The organism is Pseudomonas sp. HPB0071, from assembly GCF_000478505.2.
Classification (GTDB): Bacteria; Pseudomonadota; Gammaproteobacteria; order Pseudomonadales; family Pseudomonadaceae; genus Chryseomonas; species Chryseomonas luteola.
Genome location: NZ_KI517367.1, coordinates 1,308,603 through 1,321,188, shown reverse-complemented (window position 1 = coordinate 1,321,188; position 12,586 = coordinate 1,308,603). Strand labels below are relative to the sequence as shown.

Sequence of the window (12,586 nt, the reverse complement as noted above, 5' to 3'; positions counted from 1 at the left end):
GGCCGCGACCATGAGCACTGCCGATGGCTTGTTGATTGTCCTGTTTTTGGCGTTGTTCCTAGCGCCAGCGCCTCTTCTGGGGCGTTTTTTCTACCGTGCCCTCGAAGGCGAGCGCACCTGGCTTACCCCGGTCCTGGCGCCGCTGGAGCGGGTGGGCTATCGCCTTGGCGGAGTCGATTCCCATCATGAGCAGAGCTGGCAGCAATACGCCCTGGCACTGCTCATGTTCAACCTGGTCGGCTTGCTGGCCTTGTTTCTGATGCTTCTGCTGCAAGCGTATCTGCCGCTCAATCCGCAGCATCTGCCGGGGCTTGAATGGACCCTGGCACTGAACACGGCGATCAGCTTTGTCACCAACACTAACTGGCAGGCCTACAGCGGTGAGGCGTCGCTGTCGTATTTCAGCCAGATGGTAGGGTTGGGCGTACAAAACTTCGTGAGTGCTGCGACCGGGATTGCCGTGCTGGTAGCCTTGAGCCGCGGCATTACCCGCCGCAGCGCGCTGGCACTGGGCAATTTCTGGGTCGATCTGACCCGCGCGACGCTCTATATCCTGCTACCGCTCAGCCTGGTGCTGGCCGTGTTGCTGATCTGGCAGGGCGTGCCGCAAACCTTCTCGGCCTATATCGACGCCCAGACGGCCCAGGGCGGTACGCAGGCCTTACCGCTGGGGCCAGCCGCCAGTCAGATCGCCATCAAGCAGTTGGGCACTAATGGCGGTGGCTTTTTTGGCGTGAACTCCGCGCACCCCTTCGAAAACCCGACGGCGCTGAGCAATCTCCTGGAAATGGTCTCGCTGCTGCTGATCCCGGCCGCACTGGTGTTTACCTTTGGCCATTATGTGAAGGATCTGCGGCAGAGCCGGGCGATTCTGGCCTGCATGCTGGGCCTTTTGCTGATCGGCATAGGCGTATCGCTGTGGTCCGAATGGCAGAGCAATCCGGCCCTGGCCTCGCTGGCGGTTGAGCAGGGCGCCTCGCTGGAGGGCAAGGAAAGCCGCTTTGGCATCACAGCCTCGGTGCTCTGGTCGGTTGCCACCACGGCGGCCTCCAACGGGTCAGTCAATGCAATGCATGACAGCCTTTCGCCGCTGTCCGGGCTGGTGGCGTTGTTCAACATGATGCTGGGGGAGGTCATCTTTGGCGGGGTAGGCGCCGGGCTCTACGACATGTTGCTCAACGTGCTGATCGCGGTGTTCCTGGCCGGGCTTATGGTGGGGCGCACCCCGGAATACCTGGGCAAGAAGCTTGAAGCACGGGAAGTTCGCCTGCTGGTGGCAACACTTCTGGTCATGCCGCTGGGCGTGCTGGTGCTGGGGGCTCTGGCCATCAGCCTGCCGGGATCGGTATCGGCCATCAGCAACCCCGGCCCCCACGGCTTCAGTCAACTGCTTTATGCCTATACCTCCGCCACCGCCAATAACGGCTCGGCCTTTGGCGGGTTCGGTGCCAACACGCCCTTTCACAATCTGATGCAGGGGCTGGCCATGCTGCTTGGCCGTTATGGCTACATCCTGCCGGTACTGGCCATTGCCGGGAGCCTCGCCGCCAAGCGTACCGTACCGCAGGGGCCAAACAGCTTTCCTACTCACGGCCCGCTGTTCGTCACGCTGCTAACCCTGACCATTCTCCTGGTAGGTGGCCTGACCTTCCTGCCGACCCTGGCCCTTGGGCCAATTGCCGATCAACTGATGCTTTTCGGTAGACATTGATATGAACATGCATACCCAACCGACCACTGCTGCCGCTGCGCCTGCGCCCGGCAAACCGCTCTGGCAGGCCGCGCTGGTCCAGGCCTTTGTGAAGCTGGACCCACGGCAGCTGGTGCGCTCGCCGATCATGTTCGTCGTGGAGCTGACTGCCGTCTTCACCACCGTGCTGTGCTTTTTGCCGCAAGCCGGAGTGAGTACCGCCGTGGCCGTACAAATCACTTTGTGGCTGTGGTTCACGGTGCTCTTTGCCAACTTTGCCGAAGCCCTGGCCGAGGGACGCGGCAAGGCGCGTGCCGATAGCCTGAAAGGCGTAGGGCAGGACCTTATGGCCCGTCGCCAGACCGCGGACGGCCTGTTTGAGATGGTGCCGGCCGTGGGGTTGCGCAAAGGAGATGTGGTCCGCGTCGAGGCAGGTGAGCTGATTCCGGGAGATGGTGAGGTCGTCCAGGGGATCGCTGCTGTCAACGAGGCGGCCATTACAGGCGAATCCGCCCCGGTCATCCGTGAGTCCGGCGGGGATCGCTCGGCCGTAACCGGCAATACCCAGATCGTCTCGGATTGGCTGCTGGTGCGCATCACGACCAATCCGGGTGAATCTACGCTGGATCGCATGATCGCCCTGGTGGAAGGGGCCAAGCGGCAGAAGACGCCTAACGAGGTCGCGCTGGATATCCTGCTGATCGGCCTGACGCTCATCTTTCTCCTGGTGGTCGCTACGCTTCAGCCCTTTGCTCGCTATGCCGGTGGCGACCTGCCCATGCTGTACCTGGCGGCGCTGCTGGTGACGTTGATTCCGACCACCATTGGCGGCCTGCTTTCGGCCATTGGCATTGCCGGGATGGATCGTCTGGTGCGACTGAACGTGATTGCCAAATCCGGCCGTGCTGTGGAGGCTGCCGGGGACGTGCATACGCTGCTGCTGGACAAGACCGGCACCATCACCTTTGGCAACCGCCGGTGCAGCGCCATGTATGCGGCAAGCGGCATTACGGCCAAACAGCTGGCTGAAGGCGCCCTGCTGGCGTCACTGGTGGACGATACCCCTGAGGGCAAATCCATCGTCGAATACCTGCGGGCTCTACATCCCATGAACGAGCCTGCCCGTGATGCGGTCACGCCGATCACTTTTAGCGCCGAGACACGCCTGTCCGGTATTGATTGGGACGGCCACGTCTACCGAAAGGGGGCAGTGGACGCCGTGCTGCGTTTTCTGGGCATGACACGCAGCCACCTGCCGGATGTGCTGGCCCGCGAGATCGACCGCATTGCCAAGGATGGCGGAACACCGCTACTGGTCTGTGCCGATGGGCAGCTGCTCGGAGCCATTCACCTGAAGGATGTGGTCAAGCCCGGTATCCGAGAGCGTTTCGCCGAGCTGCGCAAGCTGGGTATCCGCACCGTGATGGTAACCGGTGACAACCCGCTGACCGCCGCGGCGATTGCGGCCGAGGCGGGTGTTGATGATGTGATCGCCGAAGCCACGCCTGAGAAAAAGCTGGCCCGCATCCGTGAGGAACAGGCGGACGGCAAGCTGGTCGCCATGTGCGGTGATGGAGCCAACGATGCTCCGGCGCTGGCCCAGGCTGATGTAGGCATGGCCATGAACGACGGCACCCAGGCGGCTCGCGAAGCGGCCAACCTGGTGGATCTGGACTCCGACCCTACCAAGCTTCTGGACGTCGTGCAGGTGGGCAAGGAGCTATTGGTTACACGTGGTGCGCTAACCACCTTTTCCATCGCCAATGACGTGGCCAAATACTTCGCCATCTTGCCAGCATTGTTCGCCAGTATTTATCCGCAGTTGGGTGCACTTAACGTGATGGGCCTGCACAGTCCGCAAAGCGCGATCCTGTCCGCCATTGTGTTCAATGCCCTGATCATCGTGGTGCTGATACCCCTGGCACTACGCGGTGTACGTATCCAGGCCGCCAATGCTAGCCAATTACTGCGCCGTAACCTGCTGATTTATGGCCTCGGCGGGCTGCTGGTGCCGTTCGTGGGAATCAAGCTGATCGATATGGTGTTGACTGCTGTAGGGCTGGCCTGAGCGGCCGGTCTTCCTTAGGAGAATCGTTATGTTTGCGCACGTTCGTCCCGCCCTGGCCATGATGCTGGTCCTGAGCCTGATCACTGGAGTGGCCTACCCGCTGGTGGTCGCCGGTGTCGGACAGGCCGCCTTTGCCAGTCAGGCCAATGGAAGTCTGATTCGCAACCCGGCGGGTCAGGTCATCGGCTCGGCATTGATCGCACAGCCCTTTACCGGAAACCAATGGTTCCACCCGCGTCCCTCGGCGGGTGATTTTGCCACGGTGTCCAGCAGTGCGAGCAATCTCGCGGCATCCAACCCGGCACTGGTACAGCGAATCGCCGAGTCGCTGGGGAATGAGCAGGGCAGTGGACCGGCGCCGCTGGCGTTGGTCATGACGTCGGGCAGCGGGCTTGACCCGGATCTGCCACCGGCTGCCGCCCGTTATCAGATCGCCCGGATAGCCCAGGCGCGCGGCATACCGGCCGATGAGCTGGAAAAACTGGTCGTCGAGCATACGGAACGCTCGCTGATCGGGCCGCCAGTGGTTAATGTGCTGCAACTTAATCTGGCCCTAGATGAGCGTACGCGATGACCGATGCCGCCGAGCGCGCCGATGCACTGCTTGCCGACCACGCCGAAGGACGTGGCCGGCTAAAGGTATTCCTGGGCGCGGCGCCCGGTGTCGGCAAGACCTACGCCATGCTCCAGGCTGCCCAGGCTTTGCAACGACAGGGTGTGGACGTGCGGATCGGCGTCGTAGAGACCCACCGACGCGCGGAGACCGAAGCTCTGGTCGCCGGTCTTGCGCAACAACCGCTACGGCGATACGACTACCGGGGCATGCACCTGGCGGAGCTGGATCTGGACGGTGTACTCGCCAATCCACCCCGACTCGTGCTGGTTGATGAGCTGGCGCATACCAATGCGCCGGGGAGCCGCCACGCCAAGCGCTGGCAGGACATCGAAGAGCTTCTGGCCGCCGGAATCGATGTCTACACCACCGTCAACGTCCAGCATCTGGAAAGCCTGAACGATCAGGTGCGTGATGTGACCGGCGTACAGGTGCGCGAGACCGTGCCGGACCGGCTGTTGCAGGATGCCTATGAGATCGTTCTGATCGACCTGCCGCCGCGCGAGCTATTGGAGCGGCTGCGCGAAGGCAAGGTCTACGTACCCGAACAGGCGCGGGCGGCCATCGATGCCTTTTTCAGCCAGACCAACCTTACCGCCCTGCGCGAGATGGCCATGCAGACGGCAGCGGCGCGGGTCGACTCGGATCTGGCCCGGCGTTATCGCGCCCAGGGAGAGGATGCCCCGGCGCTTCTGGGGCGTCTGCTGGTGGCGGTCAACGGTGACGGTCAGGCGGAGCGGCTGGTGCGTCATGCGAGCCGGGTGGCGGAGCGCCGGCATCTGCCGTGGAGCCTGGTGCATGTCGAGACCGGCCGGACGCAGGATGAGACCGAGCGCGCCCGCCTGCAAGCCGCCCAGCGTCTGGCCGAGCGGCTCGGGGGTGAAGTGGTCATTCTACGGGCCGGGGAGGTGGCGAAATCCCTTGTGAATCACGCCGTAGAGACACGGGCCAGCCTGTTGCTGGTCGGGCGCAGCCGGCCCACCTGGGTTCGCCGTCTGTTTGGTACTGGGTTGGCCTCGCGCTTGCTACAGTTCGAGGCGGGGCTTGAGATCAGTGTGCTGGACGCCCGTGAGGAGGTAGGCACTTCCCTGCCAAAGGTGCCCCAACGCAATGGCCGGGATTACCTGCTGGCGATCGGCGCTACCGTGGGCGCTGCCCTTCTGGCCAAGGCCGCCTCCAGCCTGCTGGAGCTCCCCAATATTTCGCTGGTGTTCCTGACCGCCGTTTTATTGGTCGCCATTCGCAGTAGCCGTGGTCCGGCCATCTTGTGCGCGGTCCTGAGTTTTCTGACCTATAACTTTCTGTTCATCCCGCCGTTGTTCTCGTTCACCATTCAACGTGAACAGGATGTGCTGACACTCATGTTCTTTCTGTTCATGGCAACGCTTACCGGCAATCTGGCGGCCCGCCAGCGAGGGCAGCTGAACAGCCTCAGACAGGCCCAGACCGAAACCGGCGCCCTGCTTGAACTCTCCCGCAAGCTGACGGCCGCCACTGACCGGCAGGCAGTACTGAAGGCTGCGGCGCAGCAGCTGAGTTCCATCGACATTGAGGTCTGCCTGATGAGCCGGGATAGCCATGAGCAGTGGCATGTCGAGGCTGGGACCGCCAGCGTCCTGAATGAAAGTGAACGTGCCGCGGCTGACTGGGCGTGGAAGCACGAGCAGCCAGCGGGCCATGGAACGGATACCTTGCCCCATGGGCGCTGGTGGTGGTGGCCCCTGGCGTCCGAAGAAGACCCTCTGGCGCTGCTGGGGATTGCCTTGAAAGACGGCAGGAGCCTGAGCGCCGAGCAGCGTCGGCTGTTTGCTGCGCTGGGTCAGCCGCTGGCCCAGGCGCTGGCGCGGGCGCGTCTGGCCGAAGACCTGGAGGCTGCACGCCTGCATGGGGAAACCGAGCAGCTACGCAGCGCCTTGCTGGCCTCCGTATCGCATGACCTGCGCACCCCGCTTACCGCCATGCGCGGCTCTATCGACACACTGGCCACGCTGGGCGACAGCATCAGCGCCGAGGATCGCCAATCCCTTCTGGATACGACACGTCTCGAAGCCGAACGTCTGGATCGGTACATCCAGAACCTGCTTGACATGACCCGGTTGGGTCATGGCGGGCTGCAGCTGGCCCGCGACTGGGTCTCCCCAGGCGACGTCGTGGCCAGCGCCCTGAGCCGACTGAAGCCTGTACTGGCACCGCTGCATGTCGAAACATCGGTTCCCCCCGATATGCCGCTGCTCTATGTGCATCCTGCCCTGATCGAACAGGCCCTGATTAACGTATTGGAAAACGCGGCGCGGTTTTCCCCGGAGCACGGGCGCCTGCGCGTTGCGGTCGAGCATGACGATGAAGAGATCCGTCTGGCTGTGAGCGACCAGGGCCCCGGTATTCCAGAGGGGGAACGTGCCCGGATTTTCGATATGTTCTACACCGCCGCGAGGGGTGACCGAGGCGGGCAGGGTACAGGGCTGGGATTGGCAATCTGCCAAGGTATGGTGGGCGCGCACGGCGGTCGCGTGACTGTTGATACCGGCCTGGACGGAAAGGGGGCGACCTTGACCCTGCATCTGCCGCTGCATCCACAACCGCTCGGCGACAGCGAGGGCTGAGGCGTTTCGCCTTTCAATAACGTAGCATGCGGCAAGTGTTCGCTTTTTCTGAAGGCTTCCATGACCACAAATGCACCCTTGATCCTGATCGTCGATGACGAGCCGCAGATTCGCAAATTCCTGCGCATCAGCCTGACGGCCCAAACCTATCGGGTCATCGAGGCTGCCACCGGTGCAGAAGGATTGGCCAAGACGGCACTGGAGCGGCCTGATCTGGTCGTGCTGGATCTGGGTCTGCCGGATGAAGATGGGCAGACCATCCTCAGGGAAATTCGTGAATGGTCGTCCGTACCGGTACTTATTCTGTCGGTCCGGGCGGATGAGCAGGAAAAGGTCCGTGCACTGGATGCAGGGGCGAATGACTACGTCACCAAGCCCTTCGGCATTCAGGAGTTTCTGGCCCGGGTACGGGTATTGTTAAGGCAGGGTGTAGCCCAGCCGCAGACGGAGTCAGCCCTGAGCCTGGGAGCACTCAAGGTAGATTTTGCTTTCCGCCGCGTCACGGTGCAGGACAGTGACATCGCCCTGACGCGCAAGGAGTACGCAGTGCTTGAGCACCTTGCTCGACATCTGGGGCGCGTGGTGACCCAGCAACATCTGCTCAGGGAAATCTGGGGCCCGTCCCATGTCGAGGACACCCATTACCTACGTGTCGTGGTAGGGCATTTGCGGCAGAAGCTGGGTGACGACCCTGCTGCTCCGCAGTACATCATCACCGAGCCTGGGGTGGGTTACCGGCTACGTGACAGGCACGATGCCTGAGCCCATCCCTGGGCGCTGGCGGATCACGCTTCGAGCATCTGCTCGCGACTGTACTGAAGTGCAGCCTGAGCGCGCTTGATTAGGTCCTCTTCTTCAGTCTGGGCCAAGACGGTATTGGCCAGCAGTTCGATGTTCTGCAGGTGAGTCATCTTTTCATCCCGACTTATATTGTCGAGCATGCCAAGTTCTTCGATCCGGTCTTCACACCGGGTGAGCAAGCGATTGTGAAAGTCGTACTGGGATTCGTAGTGCTTGGTACGACGGGCACGGCGAGGGGTACTGATTACCTGATCGGTACTGGGTGCTAGAGACATGATGTACTTCTCAATCATCAAATAAATCGTGGTATGGCAATATGCCATTTCCCGATCTGGTCGACCATACCCCGTACCGGTAATGGTTCATTTTGGAGATGAGCGGATACGTCTTGGGCACGTAAAGGCTCCCTTTCAATGAATGAAACGGCAGGGTAGCGATTTGAAATCATTCAATTGTCAAAAAAGCGTGAAAGACTGACCGGTGGAGTTGATCTGTGTCACGAAAGAGGCACTGCCTGTATCCGGTTTCCCTCACCTTAATTCGAACCATCCAGAACGATCGACGGTCGACTTTCTTGTACGGACCCTGGTATTGACGGGTCCGGAAATCGACGTGGAGGTAGAAAGATGGTTTCCAGAATAGGCATGGTCGGACTCACCCTATGTGCCGTGCTGCTCAGTGGCTGCTTTGGCAGCTCCGATGATAAATCCAGCGAATCCAGCTCCGAGAAGGCATCCATCCAGATGCACTCGCCCCAGGACGACGCCACTAGCCAGGACAACCAGGACGCCAACAGCGGCAAGTAAGGCAATAGGGCGCGATTGAAGGTTGGCGGCCTGCCCGGCAGGTCGCCCGGAGCAGGAAGGTAAGGCATGGCGAACACCGAGGATCTGAAACTGCTGGAAGAGCTGCTTCTGGCCCGAGGCCCGGGCGGGCAGGAGGATGAAGTCAGGCGCATCTGCCTGCGTGAGCTCAAGCGCAGCTGTGATGAGGTATGGGTCGACGCGGCCGATAACGTAATCGGGGTCGTGCGGGCTACCGAGGGGATTTCCCGGGAAGAGGCTGCACAGCGCAGCGTCGTGATCATGGCGCACCAGGATGAAATCGCCATGGTCGTCAAACGCGTCAACTCTGACGGTACGTTGAGCGTCGTCGCACTGGGTGGGGCCTTTCCGGTGAACTTTGGCATGTGCCCGGTGGATATCATGGGTGAGCACGCCCTGCTGCCAGGTGTACTATCATTCGGAACCATGCACGCCACGCCCGAGTCGCCTCAAGGAGCCGATGTGCTCAGCGGCAATGTGCAATGGAAGGATGTGCATGTGCTTACCCGGCGCTCGAAGGATGAACTGGGCGAAGCAGGCATACGAGCTGGCACACGGGTTGTGCTGAGTCAACATTGGCGCCAGCCCTTCAATGTTAATGACGCCATCGCAGCCCACTTTCTGGATGACCGTGCGCCTATCGTGGCGACGCTCAAGGCCGCTGCGTTGACGGCTGCGCGCCGTTCCCTCCTCAAGCGCGATGCCGTGTTTATCTTTACGACCAAGGAGGAGGAAACCAATGGCGGTGCTCAATATGCAGCCCGAACGCTACCCGGTGAAATTGTCATTGCCGTCGAGGTGGGGCCTATCGCCGAGGAATACGATACGCAGCTTAGCGCCGACCCAATTGTGCTGACCGGTGATGAAAAAGGGTTTTACTCGAAATCCGTAACGGACGATCTGTTGCAGGCTGCCGAGCGTTGCGGACTCAATCCACAACCGGCGCTCATGCCGGATTTTGCTTCCGATGCCAGTGCCATACTCAGTTCCGGCTCGAAAGGTAAGGCAGGGTGTATCGCCATCCCAACTGAAAATACCCATGGCTATGAGGTGGTCCTGCATGATGGTATGGATGCCTGCGCCCGAACGCTGACGGAATACCTGATCGGCAAGCCTGTGAACGGATAGTGATCCCGTAGAGAAAGGCCATTCGGAGAATGGCCTCGTGTCCACTCAGACCGATACGCTGATCCGGGACGCCTTGGACGCATCCAATGAATAGTTGCTAACGCTCTGGTACTTGCGGATCACCGCTTGCGCCAGCAGGTTAACGGCATCATTGGCGGCTGTTGATGAGGTGCTGGCTGCACTGACCGTACTAGACGTGCTGCTGTCGTCATTGTCCGTCTGCGCCATCATCGAGGCCTGCAATGCACGGCTCAATTCATCCTGACTGACTTCCCCATTCTCGTCTTCGTCCAGTGCGGACATCAGCGACGTGCTGTTAGTGTCGTCCAGAGCGGCCAGTTCGAGGGTACTGAGTGTACCGCTGGCATCAGCATCCAGGCTGACGATCAGCTCGTCGGCCAGATCGTCGCTGTCTGCATCAGCTACCGGCAGGGGAGGCGGTGGTGGTGCGAATGCACTGGCAAATTCACGTTGGCTGATGCTATCGCTGCTGTCCTGATCCATCAGGCTGAGCAGCTGGTCGACATCAATTGCCGTGCTGTCGTCACTCTCTCCGCTGCTGGAGGCGGCTGCGGTCAGCTCGCTCTGGCTGATCGAACCATCACCGTCGGCATCCAGGGCCTTGAACAGATTCTTGAGTGGGTTTTCATCATCACTCGTGGTGCTGGCGGGTACGGTGGTGCTGTTCTTGTTAGCAGTGTAACTGCTGAAATAGCTGGAATGACTGCTACCTATTCCACTGATCATGACGGGCTACCTGGCTGAGAAAGGGCTAAGGGGAGTTCTCAGGTTCAAGCTTCGCGCATGAGTATGTCGTGGGTATCGTGACTGTGTATCTGGCGAGATACACAGCGGTTGAAGGCATCATGCCGAGCGTATCGGCAGCATGATAAGGGCGGTCAGTCCACCGCCTGGGGTTTCTTCCAGGCGCAACGTGCCGCCTTGGTTTTGAATGGACTCCCGCGCAATGGCAAGGCCCAGCCCCACGCCGCCGGAGTTGCGGTTACGGGAGCCTTCCAGGCGGAAAAACGGCTCGAATACTGCCTCGCGGTATTGGGCAGAAATGCCGGGACCGTGATCGCGTACCTGTATTTCTATGGAGTCAGGATGCTCCTTTAATACGATTTCGGCGCTACCCCCGTAGCGCAGCGCATTATCGAGCAGGTTGGTCAGGCATGAGCGCAGGGCCATGGCCTGGGCCCGAACAGGCTTGCACTGGCCACTCAGCGATACATCGGCTCCGTCATCCAGGGCGTTTTCCGTCAGTGATTCAGCCAGCGCCTGAATATCGAACAGCACCCAGGGCTCTTCACTGCGTTGCTCGCGCAGGTACTCCAGTGTTGCATTGAGCAGGTTGATCATGTCGTCCACATCCTGCGTTACACGGCTGCGCAGTTGAGGATCGTCGATGTCTTCCAATCTGAGCTTCACGCGGGCCAGTGGTGTACGCAGATCATGGGAAACCGCCGCCAGCATCCGTCCGCGTTGCTGGATCTGTGCCACGATGCGTTCGCGCATCTGGTTCATCACCCGTGCCGCTTCACGGGTTTCGTGAGGGCCCGTTTCCGGTATGGGAGGGCTGTCCAGGTTATCGCTCAGGTCCTGCGCTGCCGCGGTGAGACGGCTGATAGGGCGGGTCAGCAGACGGGCGCTGATCCAGGCAGCAACCAGCAGAGTGCCTAACTGGAAGGGGAACGGTCCGCCCAACATCCAGCCAAGCTGACCCAGTGCCGAACCCGGCGGTCCGGCAGGAGGCGGGAACGATGGCTTGGCGGCGAAGGGCGGCGGTGGGTGAGGACCGCTGAATACTGTGGTCGCGGGTGGTGGTAGACGAGACTCAGCGCCTGGCGGCGGCAAGAGTGGGCCGGGCTGCCTTCCCATATAATGGAACCAGGCGAAGGCCAGCAGGTGGCCCAGTACGATGGCAATGACCAGTACGCCGAACAGACGCGCAAATAAGGTGTCCAGACGGCGCACAGGTCAGTTTCCGATTTTCTGGGCGTCGAACAGGTAGCCTTCGCCGCGCACCGTCTTGATAAGCGTTGGTGAGCGGGGGGCGTCTCCCAGCTTTTGCCTTAACCGTGAGACTTGCAGGTCGATACTCCGATCGAACGCCTCGATGGCGCGTCCACGGGTGGCATCCAGTAGCTTGTCGCGGCTGAGTACCTGACGCGGGTGATCGATAAATACCCAGAGCATTCGCACCTCGGCGTTGGATAACGGAACGACCATGCCGTCCGGTGAGTGCAGCTGGTGCCGCACTCCATCGAGCTTCCAACCATCGAAGCGGATATGCGTGCGTGCAACATTCCGGCGTACGCCTCGCGTATCCTGAGTTCTACGCAGTACGGATTGAAGACGGGCGACCAGCTCCCGTGGTTCGAAGGGTTTGGCCATGTAGTCATCGGCACCCAGCTCAAGGCCGATGATCCGGTCCATGGGTTCCGATTGGGCCGTCAGCATCAGGATGGGAATACTGCTGTCCTGACGCAGCCACCGGCACAGAGACAATCCATCTTCACCAGGCAACATCAGATCCAGAATGATGATGTCGTAGCTGTTGCCGCCCAGCTTCTGCCGCATCTCAGCGCCACTGGCTACGCCGTCGACATACAGATTGAAGCGCGCCAGATAATCACCGATCAGCTCGCGCATGGGGGCGTCGTCATCGACCAGTAAGACCCTGGCCGTCCAGCGGCTGGGCTCATCGGCAACGGGCGATGCAGGAAAAGGCTGACGGTCCATAGATACCTGGCGAAAATAGAAAGGCGGTGCCCGGAATGCTAGCGAGTCACTCTACAGGCATCTATAGGTAACGGCTGATCTTACCTCTTCTTTACAAAGCGATACACTCATCGA

Annotated in this window: 11 protein-coding genes; 7 read left to right on the top strand and 4 right to left on the bottom strand. The window is 60.9% G+C overall.

Features of this window, described 5'->3' with window-relative positions; translation table 11 throughout:
* Window positions 1–10: 10 nt before the first annotated feature.
* From kdpA to HMPREF1487_RS06435, 5 genes are read left to right on the top strand one after another with little or no spacing between them, the layout of a single operon-like run.
* Window positions 11–1,711 (top strand): potassium-transporting ATPase subunit KdpA, encoded by a 1,701-nt coding sequence (gene kdpA / locus HMPREF1487_RS06455; protein ID WP_010795811.1) that lies wholly within the window; start codon window positions 11–13, stop codon window positions 1,709–1,711.
* A 1-nt stretch (window position 1,712) separates the two neighbouring features.
* The gene (gene kdpB / locus HMPREF1487_RS06450) at window positions 1,713–3,758 is read left to right on the top strand and encodes a potassium-transporting ATPase subunit KdpB (protein WP_010795810.1); all 2,046 of its coding nucleotides are present in this window, start codon (window positions 1,713–1,715) and stop codon (window positions 3,756–3,758) included.
* 28 nt (window positions 3,759–3,786) lie between these two features.
* Entirely contained in the window at window positions 3,787–4,332 is a 546-nt protein-coding gene (kdpC, locus tag HMPREF1487_RS06445) for a potassium-transporting ATPase subunit KdpC (RefSeq protein ID WP_010795809.1), read from the top strand.
* Complete coding sequence (locus HMPREF1487_RS06440; protein ID WP_010795808.1) at window positions 4,329–6,974, top strand: sensor histidine kinase; 2,646 nt, start codon at window positions 4,329–4,331, stop codon at window positions 6,972–6,974. The genes kdpC and HMPREF1487_RS06440 overlap by 4 nt, the downstream gene beginning before the upstream one ends.
* A gap of 60 nt (window positions 6,975–7,034) precedes the next feature.
* Entirely contained in the window at window positions 7,035–7,736 is a 702-nt protein-coding gene (locus HMPREF1487_RS06435) for a response regulator (protein WP_010795807.1), read from the top strand.
* Window positions 7,737–7,759: 23 nt separating this feature from the next.
* Here HMPREF1487_RS06435 and HMPREF1487_RS06430 read toward each other — a convergent pair whose 3' ends face one another.
* Window positions 7,760–8,068: a hypothetical protein gene (locus HMPREF1487_RS06430; RefSeq protein WP_037029789.1), complete on the bottom strand. Its 309-nt coding sequence runs from the start codon at window positions 8,066–8,068 to the stop codon at window positions 7,760–7,762.
* A gap of 333 nt (window positions 8,069–8,401) precedes the next feature.
* Between HMPREF1487_RS06430 and HMPREF1487_RS06425 the strand changes: the two genes are divergently transcribed.
* Both HMPREF1487_RS06425 and HMPREF1487_RS06420 read left to right on the top strand, forming a co-directional pair.
* A complete protein-coding gene (locus HMPREF1487_RS06425; protein WP_010795805.1) occupies window positions 8,402–8,581 on the top strand; it encodes a hypothetical protein in 180 nt (59 codons plus the stop codon).
* A 66-nt stretch (window positions 8,582–8,647) separates the two neighbouring features.
* On the top strand, window positions 8,648–9,727 hold the full coding sequence (locus HMPREF1487_RS06420) for a zinc-binding metallopeptidase family protein (protein WP_010795804.1): 1,080 nt from the start codon (window positions 8,648–8,650) through the stop codon (window positions 9,725–9,727).
* 45 nt (window positions 9,728–9,772) lie between these two features.
* Here the strand turns inward: HMPREF1487_RS06420 and xopAW are convergent, their stop codons facing one another.
* The 3 genes from xopAW to HMPREF1487_RS06405 form a co-directional block, all read right to left on the bottom strand.
* Window positions 9,773–10,474 (bottom strand): EF-hand domain-containing protein, encoded by a 702-nt coding sequence (gene xopAW / locus HMPREF1487_RS26260; RefSeq protein WP_010795803.1) that lies wholly within the window; start codon window positions 10,472–10,474, stop codon window positions 9,773–9,775.
* Window positions 10,475–10,591: 117 nt separating this feature from the next.
* A complete protein-coding gene (locus HMPREF1487_RS06410) occupies window positions 10,592–11,704 on the bottom strand; it encodes a sensor histidine kinase (RefSeq protein WP_010795802.1) in 1,113 nt (370 codons plus the stop codon).
* A gap of 3 nt (window positions 11,705–11,707) precedes the next feature.
* On the bottom strand, window positions 11,708–12,472 hold the full coding sequence (locus HMPREF1487_RS06405; RefSeq protein ID WP_010795801.1) for a response regulator: 765 nt from the start codon (window positions 12,470–12,472) through the stop codon (window positions 11,708–11,710).
* Between the last annotated feature and the right edge of the window lie 114 nt (window positions 12,473–12,586).